The organism is Comamonas sp. JUb58, from assembly GCF_004364775.1.
Lineage (GTDB): Bacteria > Pseudomonadota > Gammaproteobacteria > Burkholderiales > Burkholderiaceae_C > Comamonas.
The window spans coordinates 1-16289 of record NZ_SOAL01000006.1; the positions used below are offsets into that span (position 1 = coordinate 1).

A 16289-nucleotide genomic window follows, 5' to 3' on the forward strand; every position below is an offset into this window, starting at 1 on the left:
TCAAGGTCATCAAGCGCCGCGCCTACGGATATCGAGATGAGGACTACTTCTTTCTCAAGATCCGCGCCGCGTTCCCCGGTATTCCTCGATGAACCTTTTTTTATGGCTGGCGCGGTTACCAATCGGCAGAACCTTAGAACAGGTTCTTGGATTGGCCGACAATGGCGGCTGCATTTTGAACCGCTAGCGCTATGAACGACACCACCACCAGCCCCGAAGGGGGCGAGACCGACTGGGCCGCCTGGAGCCGCGAGGCCGTCGAGACCATGATGGCCCGCAACACCGAATGGCCACGCCAGTTTGGCCTGCAGAGCGCGCCGCAATACCACTGGGATCTGGAAAGCGCCAGCCTGGTGCTGCAGGCGCCCTTGCATGAGGTGCAGGGCACCGTCTGCCTGGTGGGCACCAGCAGCGAGAGCGAAGGCAGCTTTGTGTGGAGCTGGGCCAATGCCAACATCCCCGCCCAGCATGGCCAGGCCCTGGAGGTTGTGCACGACTTTGGCCGCGAGCACCAGCTGGCCTTGCTGACCACCGCAAGCATCCCCGGTGGCCGGCCCGAGGCCACCGAGTGCCTCTGCATTGCCGCCCGGCTGCAGCGCGCCATCGGCACCTTTATCGACCAGCAAGGCGATATCACGCTGTACTTCAGCATCCTGCATCTGCAAGTGGTGCAGAACCCAGACCAAGCGCTGCAGTAAAGGCTTGCCGCCCGCAGCTAGCTACGCACGACTAGCCGCCCGCGACTAGCCGTCCGCAGCTAGCCGCCCGCCGGGCAAAGCAAGCCCAGGCTGCAACCAAAGGGGTCCAGCAGCATCGCCGCTGTAGCCCCCAGGCTGGTTGTCATCGGCCCCCGGTACAGCCGGGCGCCATGCGCCTGCAGGCGATCAATGGCAGCGCCCAGGTCGGCCACCTCCCAGTACACCGTCGTGCCGCCCACGCCGCCCGGGCATTTGCCATCGGCGGGATGGAAGCCGATCAACAGGCCCGGGCCCTGCACAAAGGCATAGTGCGCGTTTTCGTGCTGCACCTCCGTGCCCAAGAGCTGCGCATACCAGGCGGCCGCCGCATCGATATCGGCGACAAACAACACGACAGACTCCAGCTTCTTGAACAAGGCCATTTCCGTTGCTTTGGGGGGGGGAGGTGGTGGGCTGCGCGATTGTGGCATGGTGCAGCGGGGTGCGGGCTTCGGTGCAGTACATCCGCGGTCTTTGCTTCATACAAACACCCATTCAGCCTTAGGCAGATATTGTGTTGCATTGACCGGTTGAATTCACAACCCGTTGCAGTCGGTCGCTTCACAAAGCTGAACTACAGCAGCGCAGCGATTGCCGTCGTCGCTTTCGTCACCCGAGCCCGAAAGATTCAAAATGAAGCCGACCCATCAAACGCCGGGGCCAAACACCTAGGGCAGCGATGGCGATCCAAGGTTTCGTAGTGTCAATTCCGTGCGAAAAGACAGTCTCATAGCGTAGAGCAGTCTGAATGTGCCTTGTGTTGGAGGAGTTCGATCCATCTGCGGGCTCAATCCATTTTGACTTGTGCAGCTTTCACCGCCGCCTGCATGCGCAGCTTTTCGCTGGCCATAAAACGGGTCGCCACATCCGGCGGTGTGAGCTGGATCTCGTAGCCCTGGGCGATGAGCGCTTCGCGGGCTTCTGGGGAGGCAATGCCTTGCACAAAGCCTTGGTAGAGGCGGTCCATTTCGGCCTTGAGCACACCCGCTGGGGCAATGGCGGCGATCCAGCCGTCCAGCTCGTACTGCGGCAGGCCTTGTTCGGCAATGGTGGGGACATCGGGCAGGCTGGCGCTGCGTTTGGCGCTGGTGATGCCGATGGCGCGCAGGTTCCCGGCCTTGATGTGGGCCATGGCGGGTGCGACCGCCACCACGCCCAGCTGCACCTGACCGCTGAGCAAGTCATTCATCAGCTGGCCCGTGCCTTTGTAGGGGATGTGGGGCACATCGATCTGTGCCTGCTCGACAAACATGGCAGCGCCCAAATGCAGGATGGTGCCATTGCCCGATGAGCCGTAATTGAGCGTGCCGGGATGGGCCTTGGCGTGGGCAATCAGCTCCTGCACGGTACGTGCGGGCACCTTGGGGTTGGCCACCAGCACAAAGGGCGTGGTGCCGATGATGGTGATGGGCGCGATGTCCTTGATCGAATCAAAGGGCATGTTTTTGTACAGGCTGGGGTTGACGACGTGGTTGTTGCTGACGATGCCGATGGTGTCCCCATCTTTGGGCGCCCGCACAATCTGCGCCGTGCCAGTGATGCCGCCTGCGCCAGGCAGGTTCTCAATCACCAGGGGCTGGCCTAGGACTTTGCTGATGGGCGTGCTGATGGCGCGAATGGCGCCGTCGGCCCCCGAGCCCGCCGATAGCGGCAAGATGACGCGCAGCGCTTTGTCGTGCCCTGCCGGCTTGGTTTGCGCCAGCGCGGGCAAGGCGCCACTGGTGAGGCTGGCCAGCGCCATGGCCAGTGCGGTGCGGCGGGTGAATGGGCGGGTGGGGTGCATGTTTGTCTCCTGATTGCGGCTTTGCGCCTGTCTATAAAGGATAATTTGCTCTTATATTGGTAGCATTATGCAGCTGCCTGGGCGGCCTGCATGGCGCTGATATGCGCGGTGTCGTAGCCCAGGCTGGCCAGCAACTCGGCGGTGTGCTCGCCCAGGCGCGGCGGGTTTTTGCGTACGACCAGGCGCTCACCCGCCATGCGCAGCGGCAGCAAGGCGGTCTGTGCGGTTTGGCCGGCGCGTTCGCCGTCGGTCAGCGTTACCTCTGCCAAACCGCCGGAGGCCTGCAGGTGTGGGTCGTCCAGCAGCTGTTCTGGCTTACTGATGGGGGCGTAGGGCAGAGCGTTGTCTTCGAAGATTTTGGCGACCTGTGCGACATCCATGCGGATCAGGCGCGCGCGCAGATCGGCGAGCAGGGCCGGGCGCTCACGTACGCGTTCGTTGTTGGTGGTGTAGCGCGGGTTGGCCAGTAGATCGACCCAGCCAAAGGCCTGGCACATGGTGCGCCACTGGGCATCGCTCACGGCAGCCAAAAAGATCTGCTCGCCGTCTTGGACGGTGAACACGTCGTACACCGACCAGGCCGAGATGCGGTTGGGCATGGGCTCGGCCGCCTCGCCTGTCACGGCGTACTGCATCATGTGCTGGCCGACGAGGAAGACATTGTTCTCGAACAGCGCCGAGTCAATCTCTTGCCCCTTGCCGGTTTGGGCGCGCTGCATCAGCGCTGCCATGGCGCCGATCGCGCCAAACATGCCGCCCATGATGTCGTTCACACTGGTGCCCGCACGCAGCGGGTCGCCGGGGCGGCCCGTCATGTAGGCCAGGCCCCCCATCATCTGGACGACCTCGTCCAGCGCTGTGCGGTGCTCGTACGGCCCGGGCAAGAAGCCGGTGTGGTTCACATAGATCAGGCGCTCGTTCAGCTTGGACAGCGCGGCATAATCCAGGCCGTACTTGGTCATCACGCCGGGCTTGAAGTTTTGCGCCACCACATCGGCAGTGCTGGCCAGGCGAATGGCAGCTTCCAGTCCCTGGGGCTGGCGCAGGTCCAGTGCAATGCTTTTCTTGTTGCGATTGAACATGGGGAAAAAGCCGGCACCCGCACCCAGCAAGTAACGCGTGCGGTCGCCCTCGACAGGTTCGACCTTGATGACTTCGGCACCCAGGTCGGCCAGCACCATGCCGCAGGTGGGGCCCATGACCATGTGGCTGAATTCGACCACGCGGATTCCGGCGAGTGGGAGCGATGGGGAGAGAGATGGGGTACTCATATTTTGATAGCCACCAGCATGCATGGGGTAAGCGCCAGCGGTTGATTTGGTTTAAAACTTAAGCGCAAATGGCGGTAGAAGCCCGGGGTGCTGCAATCACACCGGCTTGCCACAGGCTGCCGTGCAGCCGCTCGTTGGGCAGCCAGGCCTGCATGCGTTGGCGCAACTGCAAGAGGGCGGGAACATCCAGACCCGAATCAATGCCCATGCGCTGCAGCATATAGGCCAGGTCTTCGGTGGTCACATTGCCACTGGCACCCGGTGCATGCGGGCAGCCGCCAATGCCGCCCAGGCAGGCGTCAAAGTGGGTGATGCCGGTTTGCCAGGCCGCATAGGCGTTGGCCAGACCCATGCCGCGGGTGTCGTGAAAATGGGCGGTGCGCAGCCGGTCGCCCACCAGGCGCCGGGCTTTTTCAAACAAACGGCGCACGCTGTCGGGGTCGGCATAGCCCACGGTATCGGCCAGGCTCACATGGTCGGCGCCTGCGTCCAGCAAGGCCTGCATCAGGCGCAGCACCTCGCTTTCGGCCACATCGCCTTGCAGCGTGCAGCCAAAGGCCGTGCCCACGCCGCCTTCAATGTGGGCGTGGCTGCCCGCTGCGTCGCGCACTGCGCGGATGCGGGCGACTTCCGCCACGACATCGTCAGGTGTTTTGCGCAGATTGGCCAGGCTGTGCGCATGGCTGGCCGACAAGGGCACGACCATGGACTGCGCGCCCGCTGCCAAGACGCGCTCGGCGCCTTTGAGGTTGGGTACCAGGACAGAGGCGAGCAGGCCGGGTTTGCTGCAGGCATGGGCGAGAACGGCTTCGGTATCGGCCAGCTGGGGCAGCAGGTGCGCGGGCACCATCGATCCCACCTCCATCTCGCGCATACCGGCGTCGTAGGCGGCGTCAATCCAGGCGCATTTGTCGGCGGTGCTGACGATGCTGGCCAGGCTTTGCAGGCCATCGCGCAGGCCAACTTCGCGGATGCTGGCGCGCCGTGTAGCAAGGGTTGAGGTGGCGGTCATCGTGTCTCCTGGCTTTTGTCGTTGGCTCTGATTTTAGATTTTCCAAAGCATCAGCAATAATCCAATACGGAAGCGGTTTCGTTCCAAAAAGGAAAATCATGTATGACCTGAGTCTGCTAAACCTGCGGCTGTTTGTGCAGGTCTGTGAGCAGCGCAGCATTGCCCGTGTGGCGCAGGCCGAGGCGCTGGTGGCATCCGCCATCAGCAAGCGCCTGGCGCAGCTTGAGCACCAGATGGGCGCGCCCTTGTTCATCCGCGAACGGCGCGGCCTGCGCCCCACGGCGGCGGGTGAGACTTTGCTAGAGCATGCGCGCACCATGCTGGCCGCCGCCAACCACATGCAGCAAGAGATGGCGGCCTATAGCAAGGGCGTACAGGGGCAGGTACGGGTATTGGTCACGGCGTCGGTGATGGCCGAATCCTTGGCCGACCATGTCGCAAGTTTTTTGCAGCAACCCGCGCACACCAGTATCCGTGTGACTTTGGAGGAGTGCGTGAGCCCGGATGTGGTGCGCGGCGTGCGCGAAGGGCGTGCGGCCATGGGGATTTGCTGGGACGCAGCGGATTTGAGCGGCCTGCAGACCCAGCCCTACAGCAGCGACCACCTGGCCATTGCGGCCCACAAAAGCCACCCTATCGCACGCATGGCGCAAAGCGCAGCGGTGCACTTCTCTGACGTACTGGACTACGAACATGTCAGCATGCCGGCGCTGAGCGCAGTGCAAATTTTGCTCACCCGCGCCGCCGCTCAAGAAGGAAAGGCGCTGCGCCACCGCGTGCACGTCTCCAACTTCGATGCTGCGCTGCGCGTAGTCCAGGCCAACCTGGCGATCAGCGTGGTGCCGCGCGAAGTGGCACTGAGCTTTGCCGCCAACACGGATGTTCGGGTGATTCCGCTGGCGGACAGCTGGGCTAAGCGGCAGTTTGCAATCAGCTACCGGGACGCGGCCTTGCTGTCGTCGGCGGCCAAGGCTTTGTTGAACCATTTGGCGGCGCAGTAGCCGCAGGCCTTGCAGGGCAAGGCGACGGGCGAGACCTTCCATAGGGCGGGCAAGACCGACATTCTCCTGCGCGAGGATGACCGCAACGCCTTCATCGCAGAGTGCAAGTTCTGGAAGGGGCCAAAAGCTTTCGGTGAGGCCATTGAGCAGCGGCTTTGCTACACCACGTGGCGCGATAGCAAGACCGCGATCCTCGTTTTCAATCGTGGCACCGAGATCTCAACCGTACTCACCGGCATGGACACTGTTGCCAAGGCGCAAGGCAACTTCAAACGCGCCGTGGCGTGACCGCACGAGAGCGGCTTCCGATACGTCTTTTCATAGCAGCGGCGACAAGAACCGCGAGTTGGTCCTGACAGTGCTCGTGTTTCACGAGCCGACTTCGCGAAAAACGGCGATGCCTTACGGAAAAGCGTATGGCAATGGCGATTGGCAGGTTTTGACGTCAGCAGCTGTTCGATGCCGCATCCTGACCGGCAGCGATCAGCCTGAAGCTACCCTCGAGTGAGCAATCATGCATATTAACGACAGGCACTGACGAAAGCGTAGTGGCCAACGCGATAGCTCAGCAACGCCTCGGAACAGATTGCATCGGCACTGACACCAGTACTTTCGATTGTGCGTTGCTGATCCAGAGAGGCTTCCCTCTCACTAATTTACGTGATTGGCAGAATCGACTGCTTCAGTAGCATAACCACTAGGATTTTTTGCGTAAATGCCGCCCATTCGAGGGACATACAAACTAACTCGCAATCGGTTTGATAGGCGCAAATCGTCGCCCTAGCCGGAACAAGCCGGCCATCCCCATCGCCAAGGCCGCTCACCATGTTGTTTAGCTATCGTCACGTTCATTCGCGCCAGCCCCATGTCACGCCACGCACCTCACGACATCCCCGCGCACGCCCGTGCGGGCGTTCGCGCTCACTTGTGGACTGCCTTCGTTATATTCACCTGCACCTACTTTGCCATGAACGCGGTGCGGGCGCAGAGCAGCCCGCTCAACGACACCGGCCGGACTGCCTGCTACCAAGCAGACAGTTTTTGAAAGTACGCAATGCTCCATGCAAGGCCATTGGCTACTTTAGAGATTGGCTTTCCTGAAAAACAATGACAACAAATTTCAAACCAACCTGGGTGCAGGCCTTGCTGGCCATGGTACTGACATGGCATGCGCCATGGGGTATGGCCGCGCCGCGCTTTACGGTCAACCCGGCAACCTCGGAAAATAGTGCTACAAATGCTACGGTCACCGATGCAGAGACTGGTCTGTTCTGGGACCGTTGTGCCTACGGTGCAAGCAACAGGAATGGCACATGCGACACAACCAGCCATGGCTCCTACGCTTGGGACCAAGCGCTCGCGAAAGTGAAGTCCGGCAATGACAACAGGTATCTGGGGTATTTCGATTGGCGGCTACCAGCGATGAACAACGGGCTTGGCCTTTGGCCAGAGCCAGTGAATGCGGCCTTCTTGCGTAAGTCGTGTTTTAAACCGTTGCCTGAAAGCATCTCATGAGCATTTATTACCTGGACTACTGCCAGCGCCTGATTTCCACCCTGCGCGCCTGCCATTCACATGGCGCTGCGTTTGTCCGGCGCGCCGCGCTGTCGGGGTTGGTGACCGGGCTGGCGGTTTTGGCGCTGGTCCCTGCGCAGGCGGCTACCAATGTGCCGTACCTGGATGCCAGCGGCACATTGCAAACCGCGGCCACGGCGACTGAGCTGATTACCGGCGGGGGCGCAGCCACCCTGTCCAGCGGCTGGTATGTGTGCAATGCGGGCACGGCGGTAGCCTACACGGGCACACTCACGGTTCAAGGCGATGTGACATTGATCCTGGCAGATGGCTGCCAGATGAACGTGACAGGCACGGCAACCGGTGGCGCGGGGATTGATGTTTCTGGCGCGAACCGCCTGACGATTACGGCGCAGTCCACCGGTGCGGGCATGGGTGCACTGGTGGCTGCAGCAGGGGTGGGGGATTTCAGCCACCCCGGCGGGGCGGGCATTGGCGGCGCTAGCTCCTACTGGAACCCGGGCCGCACGGCAGGCACGATCACCATCAATGGCGGCGCGGTCACGGTCACGGGCGGTGGCGGAGGGTTTGCATCCGGCGCGGGCATTGGCGGCGGTGCGTCCAGCGAGGGTAACGGTGGTGCGGGCGGCACGGTCACGATCAATGGCGGAACCGTAACGGCGACAGGCGGCAACGCGGCGGCCTCGGGCGCGGGCATTGGCGGGGGCGGGTCGAGCAAGGCAACTGCGGGCTCGGGTGGCACACTTGCGATCCACGGCGGCACGGTTACGGCCACGGGTGGCCAAGGCACCTATGCGGCGGGTGCCGGCATTGGCGGGGGCGGTGCCTATGTTGAGGGCGGTAGCGGTGGCACAGTGACTATTGATGGCGAAAGCGTGGTAAACGCCAACGGTGGACGCTGGTCGGGCGCGGGCATTGGCGGGGGGGGCTCGAATCGCAATGACGGCGGCAGCGCAGGCGCAGCGGGCACGGTGGCGATTGGTAGCGATAGCGCGGTGACGGCCTATGGTGGCGGCTCTGCCTCGGCGGCAACCGATCCAGGCGCGCCTGTGGGTGCAGGTGGCACTTCTGGCATGGGGCCGGGTGCGGCGCAGGCCATCAGTGGCATGTACCGACTGTCGGTATCGAAAGACGCGACCTCGTCTGGCGCCGGCACGGTCAGCCGAACGGGCGTATGGATGATCACTGGCAAGGTGAACATGTCTTTCACTTTTACCCCTATCGGCGGGTCGGTGATCAAGCAGGTCAGCGTGAATGGCATGGGCATTGGTACACCGACCAGCTATACGGCCAGCGGTTTGACACAAGACACGACGGTAGTGGTGACCTTTGCGTATCCGCTCACCGGCAGCGTGGCGATCAGCGGATCGGCGGTCGTGGGGCAGAGCCTGGGGGTGAACACCGCGGGCATATTGCAAGTGCAGCCAGGAACGCTGTCGTACCAGTGGCTGCGCGATGGCAGCCCAATTGCGGGGGCAACCGGTGCCAGCTATACGCTGACCGCCGCCGATGCGAACCAATCCATCAGCGTTCAAGTGGGTTCAGCCCTCTATGCCGGGGTACTCACATCGCTCAGCGTGCAGGCGCTGCCGCTACTAACGGGCACCATCGACATCAGCGGCTCGCCCGTGGTGAAGCAGGTGCTAACGGCCAGTGCAACCGGCACCCCGGCTGGCAGTACGCTGGCCTACCAATGGCTGCGCGGCGGCGCGCCTATCGACGCGGCTCTGGCCAGCACCCACACCCTGGTGACGGCGGATATTGGCCAGGCCATCAGCGTGCAGGTATCGGCCACTGGCTATGGCGGGGTGCTGAATTCATCTGCGGTGACAGCTAGCAAAATCACGCCGGTGATCACCAGCCCGCAGGCCACACCGATTACCTACGGGCAGACGCTGGCGAGTTCGACACCCAGCGGCGCGGGCGTGGACGGCAGCTTTGCGTGGGTGGATGCAACCACCGCACCCAGCGGCGCGGGCACATCCAGCTACCCCGCCACCTTCACGCCAACAGACCCGGCCAACTACAACACGGTGGCGCTGAGCATTGCCGTAACCACCAATCCTACCGCCCCAACGCTGGCCCTGGCACCGGCCAGCCTCAGCACCATCACCCTGGGCGGCAGTGCCAATGTGAGCGCTGCCTTGGCCGGGGCCACCAACCCAACGGGCACCGTCAGCTTTAGCGATGACGGCGTAACCCTGTGCAGCGCCAGGGTAGATGGCACTGGTACGGCAAGCTGCTCGGTGCCCGGCCTGCTGCTGGCGGGCGATCACCCAATCCACGCCAGCTACGCGGGCGACAGCAACAACCAGGAGGCCACCAGCAGTGTGCAGACACTGACGGTGAACCCCGCCAGCGTGCCCCTGCCCGGCACGGGCGATAGTGCCAGCGGCACTGCGCAGGTCAGCATCAGTGGCCCGGCCGGCTGCCTGCTGGATGTAGCGCCAACCATAGCCGCCGCCACACAGGCCGATCAACTGCCCCCAGATGCCACCGCCCCGCTGGGCCTGCTGCGCTTTGCAGTGAAAGACGGCGGCTTAGGCGGCAGTTGCAGCAGCGTGCAAGTGCGCACCGTCTATCCCAGCGGCAGCCTGGCTGGCCTGGCGGCCTACAAATACGGACCGCACGCCCAAATGACTGGTGCTACCCCAACCACCACGACCGGATGGTACGCCCTTACAGGGGCTGGCATGGTGGGCGATGCCATGAGCTACAGCGTGGCTGACAACGGCGATGGCGACAGCGACAGCACGGTAGGCCGCATCGAAGACCCCAGCGCCCCGCTGCGCCTTCCAGGGGCTGCGGCTGCACCCACTGCAGTGCCCACCCTGGGCCACTCGGAGCTGTTTTTGCTGGTGCTGCTGCTAGCTGGTGGGGCCGTGGTTGCCAGGCGCACCAACCGCAAAGAGGGCCAGCAATGACCAGTGGGCAACCGCGAGCGATGCGCGTGTGGCCCGTGGGGCGAACGCTGCCCGCACAAGGTTCGCTGGCCGTTACGGATACAGCGAACAGCAGCCCCTTCTGCAGTCGATTGCAAGGCGCACCCGTACAAAACGGCCGCCACCCAACATACTGCAACTAAGAGCCTATATGAACGCCCCGGTTTGCCAAGCCTTCAATTCGTGTGCGGTGAGGGGCAAAATTGCACGCGTATATCCAAACTTTTGCGGCAGCACTTTGCTGCGGTCCCTGGAATTCGCTGACCAAGGTCCCATCGGCTAAGCGTACTCGAAGTGCTGTACTCTTATCGGACTGTCTTGGCCCCGGCCTTACCTGTCTTGCTATCACTGCGGTGTGGAAATCAACACAGCCACCCGGCATGGGCACATTTCGGTGACTGCTTTGAGGTGCAGAGCAGACTACCTCGAAAGCCTTGGCGCAATGACTGCTATCGAAAACAGCAGTCGATGGCATCGCTAGTGCTGAGCGGCCGCCAACCAGCCTGAAGCCGTCTATCGGAGCTGCCTTGCGGCTGTCCTCTACCAGCCGATAGCCGCTATCCCACCTTCGAATGGACCAGGCGCAACAGCAGCCTCAGGGGCCGGCGACAGGCTGGAAGCCGCCCCTGCACACCCTCTGGCTGAGCTCAAAACGCGCCGAGCTCAAACTTCCGTGAGAAAAATTCAAAACGCATGGAGAACCGACAAAAACTTGCAAGGTCGATAGAAATGACGACAAGCGCTTGACCTTAGTGGGGGTAATGGTTCTTTGCGGAGCCGCTGGCACGGATTCATTTCATGTAACTACAATAGTTGCATGAAACACAACAGCCAGTTTTCCGATGTTCTGCATGTGCTGCTGCACCTGGCCGAGGCGCAGGCGCCGCTGACCTCCGAGGTCCTGGCGCAGACTATGGACACCAACCCGGTGGTGCTGCGGCGCCTGATGGCCGGGCTGCGCGATGCGGGCATGGTGTCGTCCGGCAAGGGCCATGGGGGCGGCTGGCTGATTGCGCCCGGCTGGGGCGAGACGACTTTGGGTGACATCCACCAGGCGCTGGGTGCGCCGGCGCTGGTGTCGCTGGGCTTTCGCGAGGACCACCCTGAATGCCTGGTTGCGCAGGTGGTCAACAGCTCGCTGCGCAGCGCCATGCAGGAGGCCGAGGCCTCGCTGTTGGCCAAGCTGGGCGGCATCACCTTGGCCCAGCTGTCTGCCCAGATCGGTGCATCGCTGCGCGCGCACCGGCTGGCCAAAACATCCACTTCCCACCGTATAGAGGACCACCATGGACATTCACACTGATTTCGCCATCGTCGGCGGCAGCTACGCCGGCATGTCGGCCGCCTTGCAGCTGGCGCGGGCGCGCCGCCAGGTCACCGTCATCGATGCGGGCCTGCGCCGCAACCGCTTTGTGGACGAGGCGGGCAGCACCTCGCACGGCTTTTTGTCGCGCGACGGCGTGGCGCCTGCCGAGCTGTGGACGCAGGCGCGCACGCAATTGCTGCAATACCCCAGCGTGCGCTGGATCGACGGCCAGGCTGAGCAGGCCCAGGTGCTGCCCAGCGGCGAGCTGGCGCTGCAGGTAGGCGGCCAGTTGCTGGTGGCGCGCCGCCTGGTGCTTGCCACTGGGGTGCGCGATGAACTGCCTGCCGTACCTGGCCTGGCCGAGCGCTGGGCCCACAGCGTGTTCCATTGCCCGTACTGCCATGGTTACGAAGTGGGCGGCGGCGCCATCGGCGTGATTGCGGCATCGCCGATGGCGCACCACCATGCGATGATGCTGCCCGACTGGGGTCCCACCACCTTGTTCCTCAACGGCGTCTACGCGCCGACGGAGGCGGATCTGGCCGATTTCGCGCGGCGCGGTACCCAGATCGAGGCTACGCAGGTGCAGCGCATCGATGGCTTTGCGGATGTGGTGCTGGTCGATGGCCGCAGCATCCGCATGCAAGGCCTGTTCACCCAGCCACGCACCTCGCCTGCCAGCCCGGTGGCGCAGCAGCTTGGATGCGTGCTGGCCGATGGCCCGATGGGCCCTTATGTGCAGGTGGATGCGATGCAGCAGACCAGTGTGGCGAATGTGTTTGCCTGCGGCGATGCTGCGCGTGCAGCGGGCAGCATTGCGCTGTCGGTGGCGGATGGGGCGATGGCCGGGGTGGCAGCGCACCGCGCCTCGATGTTCTGAGCCAGCGGTCGGATGCAGAAAACGCCCTCTGAAGGGCGTTTTTCTTGGGCGTCTTGCAGCAGCTCGTCGATCAGTTGGGCTTCCAACCCTCGGGCACGCGCGGCCGGTCGATCTTGGCCAGCTCACAGACCACATCGGCGATGCCCGAGAAATCAATGCCGCCAAACTGGCTGGCACGCGCCAGGCTGAAGGATTCATGCACGGCAGCAGCCACCGGCATCGGCACCCGGGCGGCATGCGCGGCGCCCACGACCAGCGACAAATCCTTGTGCGCCAGATCGATGGTAAAGCCCGGCGAGGTATCGCCGGCCAGCACCTTGTTGGGAAAGTTCATGCGCAGCTGGCCATTGTTGGCCGAGGTGCCCAGCAGCACCTGCAGGGTCTTGGTAATGTCGAGTCCAAAGCGCTGCGACAGGGCCAGGGCCTCGGCATTGACCTGGCACAGGGTGATGGCCACATAGTTGTTGACCAGCTTGGTGCGGCCGCCGGAGCCGACCGGGCCGCAGTGGTAGGTGGTGGTACCCATGGCATCGAGCAGGGGCTTGACCTTGGCGAAATCGGCGTCGCTCGCGCCCACCATGAACAGGCTCTCGCCCCGGTCGGCATGCTCGGCCAGGCGCCCCACGGGTGCGTCCACCACGGTCATCTGGCGGCCAGCGGCTGCTTTGCTGAGCCGGTCGGTGGCGAGCGGGTCGATGGTGCTCATGTCCAGCAGGATGGTGCCGGGCAGTGCATTGGCAAAGATGCCATCAGCGCCCTGGGCGATCTGCTCGACCTCGACCGAGGACGGCAGCATGGTGATGACCACCGAGCAGCGGCGTGCAATCTCTGGCACCGTGGCGGCCTCCGCGCCCAGTGCCACCAGGGCCTGCACGGCCTCGGGGTTGAGGTCGGCCACCAACAGGCTGAAGCCTTTCTTCTGCAGATTGGCAGCCATGGAGCGGCCCATGCGTCCCAGGCCGATAAAACCGATGCTGTCTGTCATGGTGAGGGTCTCCTGCGAAAAGTTCTAAGTTGGACGAGGAATGGAAAGAGGGCTCAGTACGCGATGTAGGCCGTCTTGGTGCTGGTGTAGAAATCGACCGCATAGCGCCCTTGCTCGCGCGGCCCGTAGCTAGAAGCGCGCGTGCCGCCAAAGGGCACGTGGTAGTCCAGCCCGGCGGTGGGCAGGTTGACCATGGCCAGCCCGCTGCGCACATGCAGGCGGAAGTGGTTGGCTGCGCGCAGCGACGTCGTGCAGATGCCGGCCGAGAGGCCAAAGCGCGTGTCATTGGCCGTCGCCAGTGCCTCGTCGTAATCAGCGACCTTGATGACGCTGGCGACCGGGCCAAAGATCTCTTCCTGGTTGATGCGCATCGCATTGTGGCTGCCGGTGAACAGCGCCGGCCGCACAAAGTAGCCGGGCGTGTCGGCTTGTACCGGCGTGCCGCCTTCGACCAGCTCAGCACCTTCGCGCTTGCCCAGGTCCAGGTAGTGCTGGATCTTGTCGAACTGCGATTGGTTGATGACCGGGCCGATCTGCGTGGCCTTGTCCAGGCTGTTGCCGACCACCATGGCACGCATGCGCGCGGTCAGCGCGTCGACAAAGCGGTCATGGATCCGCTCGGTGACGATGAGCCGGCTGGACGCGGTGCAGCGCTGGCCGGCCGAGAAGAAGGCGCCGTTGAGTGCACATTCCACCGCCACATCCAGGTCGGCATCGTCCAGCACCACCAGCGGGTTCTTGCCGCCCATCTCCAGCTGCAGGCGGATCATCTCGCCCATGGCGGTCTGCGCAATGCTCTGGCCCACATGCACGCTGCCGGTGAAGGACACCGCATCGACGCCGCTCAGCAGCCCCTGCGCCGCATGTTTGCCGCTGCCATTGACCAGGTTGGCCACGCCGGGCAGCAGGCCTTGCTCATCCAGAATGCGGAACAGCGCATGGGCCACGCCGGGCGTGTATTCCGAGGGCTTGAGCACCACGGTGTTGCCAAAGGCCAGCGCCGGGGCAATTTTCCAGGCGGGGATGGCGATCGGAAAGTTCCAGGGTGTGATCAGGCTCACGACGCCCAGTGCATGGCGGCTGATCTGCACGCCGATGTCTGGCCGCACCGACGGCAGGCTCTCGCCGCCATAGCGCAGGCATTCGCCGGCAAAGAACTGGAAGATCTGCGCCGCGCGCACCACCTCGCCCAGGCCTTCGGCCAGGGTCTTGCCCGCTTCGCGCGAGACCAGCAGGCCCAGGCTGTCCTTCTGCGCCATCATCTGGTTGGCCACGCGCTGCAGAAAGTCCGAGCGCATCTGCGTGGTGGTGTGCTGCCAGCCCCCAAAGGCGGCGCGCGCAGCGGCCACGGCCTGCTGCATCTGCGCGGCATCGGCCGCCGCATACTCGCCCACCAGCTCGCGGGTGTCGGAGGGGTTCCAGCTCTGGATGGTGCTGGCGCCCGCCAGCCACTGGCCATTGATCAGGTTCTCGTTCATGTCTCACTCTCAAGGGGATAGGTGGCGCTGCGCACCTGGGTGGACGCGCAGCGCAGGCAGTCGGCAAGCGAGGGGCCGGGCTTCAGGCCGCAGGCTTGAGCAGCGGGCAGGCACCTTCCTTGGACGGTGCGTAGGCCTTCTCACCGGGGATGGTGCTGACCACCTTGTAGTAGTCCCAGGGCTTGGTGGATTCGGCCGGCTTTTTCACCTGCATCAGGTACATGTCATGCACCATGGCACCGTCGGCACGGATGTAGCCCTTGGCAAACATGTCGTCGATGGGCTGCGATTTGAGCGCGGCCATGACCTGGTCGGGCTCGGTGCTGCCGGCCTTTTGCACCGCCTTGAGGTAGGTGGTGACGGCCGAGTAGTCGCCTGCCTGGAAGGTGGTGGGCATCTTCTTGTTCTTGTCGTAGAAGCGCTGCGAGAACGCGCGCGAGCCTTCGCTCATGTCCCAGTACCAGCCCTCGGTCAGGTACATGCCGCCGGTGGTGGCCAGACCCAGACTGTGGATGTCGGTGATGAAGGCCATCAGCACGGCCACGTTCATCTTCTTGTCGATGCCAAACTCTTTGGCGGTCTTGATCGCGTTGATGGTGTCGCCACCACCATTGGCCAGTCCCATCACCTTGGCGCCCGAGCTTTGCGCCTTCATCACATAGGACGAGAAATCGGAGGTGCTGAGCGGATGGCGGACGGCGCCCACCACATTGCCGCCGGTTTGTTTGACCACCGACATCGCCGCCTGCTCCATCGAATGGCCAAAGGCGTAGTCCGAGGTGAGGAAGTACCAGTCCTTGTAGCCCTGGCCCACCAGGGCAGCGGCGGTGCCGCGTGCCTGGGCCGAGGTGGAATAGGTATAGCGCACCATATAGGGCTGGCAGGCCTCTTCGGTCAGCGAATCGGCGCCGGCACCGGCGCTGATAAAGACCTTCTTCTTGTCCTTGGACAGGTTGCTGATCGCCAGCGACACGGCCGAGTTCGAGCCGCCGATGATCAGATCGACGTTGTCACTGTCCCACCACTGGCGCGCCTTGGATGCGGCGATGTCGGCCTTGTTCTGGTGGTCGGCCGAGATGATCTCGATCTTGCGCCCCAGCACCTCGCCACCAAAATCGGCCACCGCCATGCGGATGGCGTCCAGCCCACCGGGCCCGTCAAAGTCCGAGTACAGGCCCGACATGTCGGTGATGAAGGCGATCTTGACCTTGTCGGGTGCGGCATGGGCGCCGCTGGCGAGCAGGGCGGCCACCGCCAGGGCGGCGGCGGTCAGGGGTCCTTGTGCTTTTCTCATGGTTTTGTCTCCTAGAGCTGTTGGACGAAGGGCCTGCGGTGCTCTGTGTCACCTGCTAGGCGCG

14 protein-coding genes are annotated in these 16289 nt (G+C 63.6%); 7 read left to right on the forward strand and 7 right to left on the reverse strand.

Going from position 1 to position 16289, the window contains the following annotated elements; genetic code table 11:
• Window positions 1-191 precede the first annotated feature (191 nt).
• Entirely contained in the window at window positions 192-698 is a 507-nt protein-coding gene (locus tag EDF71_RS07495) for a DUF6882 domain-containing protein (RefSeq protein WP_133855973.1), read from the forward strand.
• A gap of 59 nt (window positions 699-757) precedes the next feature.
• On the opposite strand, the gene EDF71_RS07500 is transcribed toward EDF71_RS07495, so the two are convergent.
• The 4 genes from EDF71_RS07500 to EDF71_RS07515 all read right to left on the reverse strand — a co-directional run bounded on the left by EDF71_RS07500 (window position 758) and on the right by EDF71_RS07515 (window position 4803).
• Window positions 758-1120, reverse strand: coding sequence for a VOC family protein (locus tag EDF71_RS07500; RefSeq protein WP_133855974.1), 363 nt, complete (start codon window positions 1118-1120; stop codon window positions 758-760).
• A gap of 404 nt (window positions 1121-1524) precedes the next feature.
• Entirely contained in the window at window positions 1525-2520 is a 996-nt protein-coding gene (locus EDF71_RS07505) for a tripartite tricarboxylate transporter substrate binding protein (protein ID WP_133855975.1), read from the reverse strand.
• 65 nt (window positions 2521-2585) lie between these two features.
• Window positions 2586-3791, reverse strand: coding sequence for a CaiB/BaiF CoA-transferase family protein (locus EDF71_RS07510; protein WP_133855976.1), 1206 nt, complete (start codon window positions 3789-3791; stop codon window positions 2586-2588).
• 58 nt (window positions 3792-3849) lie between these two features.
• On the reverse strand, window positions 3850-4803 hold the full coding sequence (locus EDF71_RS07515; protein WP_133855977.1) for a hydroxymethylglutaryl-CoA lyase: 954 nt from the start codon (window positions 4801-4803) through the stop codon (window positions 3850-3852).
• 98 nt (window positions 4804-4901) lie between these two features.
• On the opposite strand from EDF71_RS07515, the gene EDF71_RS07520 reads away from it, so the two are divergent.
• From EDF71_RS07520 to EDF71_RS07545, 6 genes are all read left to right on the forward strand, one after another.
• Entirely contained in the window at window positions 4902-5804 is a 903-nt protein-coding gene (locus EDF71_RS07520; RefSeq protein WP_021025885.1) for a LysR family transcriptional regulator, read from the forward strand.
• A gap of 9 nt (window positions 5805-5813) precedes the next feature.
• Window positions 5814-6092 carry a hypothetical protein gene (locus EDF71_RS07525; protein WP_133855978.1) on the forward strand — a complete coding sequence of 93 codons (279 nt, stop codon included), beginning with the start codon at window positions 5814-5816 and terminating at the stop codon, window positions 6090-6092.
• A gap of 819 nt (window positions 6093-6911) precedes the next feature.
• A complete protein-coding gene (locus EDF71_RS07530) occupies window positions 6912-7319 on the forward strand; it encodes a DUF1566 domain-containing protein (RefSeq protein ID WP_133855979.1) in 408 nt (135 codons plus the stop codon).
• The gene (locus EDF71_RS07535; protein ID WP_133855980.1) at window positions 7316-10264 is read left to right on the forward strand and encodes an Ig-like domain repeat protein; all 2949 of its coding nucleotides are present in this window, start codon (window positions 7316-7318) and stop codon (window positions 10262-10264) included. The genes EDF71_RS07530 and EDF71_RS07535 overlap by 4 nt, the downstream gene beginning before the upstream one ends.
• 835 nt (window positions 10265-11099) lie before the next feature.
• A complete protein-coding gene (locus tag EDF71_RS07540; protein ID WP_133855981.1) occupies window positions 11100-11585 on the forward strand; it encodes an Rrf2 family transcriptional regulator in 486 nt (161 codons plus the stop codon).
• Entirely contained in the window at window positions 11569-12468 is a 900-nt protein-coding gene (locus EDF71_RS07545; RefSeq protein WP_133855982.1) for an NAD(P)/FAD-dependent oxidoreductase, read from the forward strand. The genes EDF71_RS07540 and EDF71_RS07545 overlap by 17 nt, the downstream gene beginning before the upstream one ends.
• 70 nt (window positions 12469-12538) lie before the next feature.
• Here EDF71_RS07545 and EDF71_RS07550 read toward each other — a convergent pair whose 3' ends face one another.
• From EDF71_RS07550 to EDF71_RS07560, 3 genes are all read right to left on the reverse strand, one after another.
• Window positions 12539-13453 carry an NAD(P)-dependent oxidoreductase gene (locus tag EDF71_RS07550; protein ID WP_133855983.1) on the reverse strand — a complete coding sequence of 305 codons (915 nt, stop codon included), beginning with the start codon at window positions 13451-13453 and terminating at the stop codon, window positions 12539-12541.
• A gap of 53 nt (window positions 13454-13506) precedes the next feature.
• On the reverse strand, window positions 13507-14931 hold the full coding sequence (locus EDF71_RS07555; RefSeq protein ID WP_133855984.1) for an aldehyde dehydrogenase family protein: 1425 nt from the start codon (window positions 14929-14931) through the stop codon (window positions 13507-13509).
• A gap of 82 nt (window positions 14932-15013) precedes the next feature.
• Window positions 15014-16225, reverse strand: coding sequence for an ABC transporter substrate-binding protein (locus EDF71_RS07560; protein ID WP_133855985.1), 1212 nt, complete (start codon window positions 16223-16225; stop codon window positions 15014-15016).
• Window positions 16226-16289 lie beyond the last annotated feature (64 nt).

Excerpts from the sequence above, each read along its gene's own strand:
- EDF71_RS07560 (WP_133855985.1), bottom strand. The coding sequence starts at position 16,225 with ATGAGAAAAGCACAAGGACCCCTGACCGCCGCCGCCCTGGCGGTGGCC.
- EDF71_RS07520 (WP_021025885.1), top strand. The coding sequence starts at position 4,902 with ATGTATGACCTGAGTCTGCTAAACCTGCGGCTGTTTGTGCAGGTCTGT.
- EDF71_RS07495 (WP_133855973.1), top strand. The coding sequence starts at position 192 with ATGAACGACACCACCACCAGCCCCGAAGGGGGCGAGACCGACTGGGCC.
- EDF71_RS07555 (WP_133855984.1), bottom strand. The coding sequence starts at position 14,931 with ATGAACGAGAACCTGATCAATGGCCAGTGGCTGGCGGGCGCCAGCACC.
- EDF71_RS07530 (WP_133855979.1), top strand. The coding sequence starts at position 6,912 with ATGACAACAAATTTCAAACCAACCTGGGTGCAGGCCTTGCTGGCCATG.
- EDF71_RS07545 (WP_133855982.1), top strand. The coding sequence starts at position 11,569 with ATGGACATTCACACTGATTTCGCCATCGTCGGCGGCAGCTACGCCGGC.
- EDF71_RS07500 (WP_133855974.1), bottom strand. The coding sequence starts at position 1,120 with ATGGCCTTGTTCAAGAAGCTGGAGTCTGTCGTGTTGTTTGTCGCCGAT.
- EDF71_RS07540 (WP_133855981.1), top strand. The coding sequence starts at position 11,100 with ATGAAACACAACAGCCAGTTTTCCGATGTTCTGCATGTGCTGCTGCAC.
- EDF71_RS07515 (WP_133855977.1), bottom strand. The coding sequence starts at position 4,803 with ATGACCGCCACCTCAACCCTTGCTACACGGCGCGCCAGCATCCGCGAA.
- EDF71_RS07535 (WP_133855980.1), top strand. The coding sequence starts at position 7,316 with ATGAGCATTTATTACCTGGACTACTGCCAGCGCCTGATTTCCACCCTG.
- EDF71_RS07505 (WP_133855975.1), bottom strand. The coding sequence starts at position 2,520 with ATGCACCCCACCCGCCCATTCACCCGCCGCACCGCACTGGCCATGGCG.
- EDF71_RS07510 (WP_133855976.1), bottom strand. The coding sequence starts at position 3,791 with ATGAGTACCCCATCTCTCTCCCCATCGCTCCCACTCGCCGGAATCCGC.
- EDF71_RS07550 (WP_133855983.1), bottom strand. The coding sequence starts at position 13,453 with ATGACAGACAGCATCGGTTTTATCGGCCTGGGACGCATGGGCCGCTCC.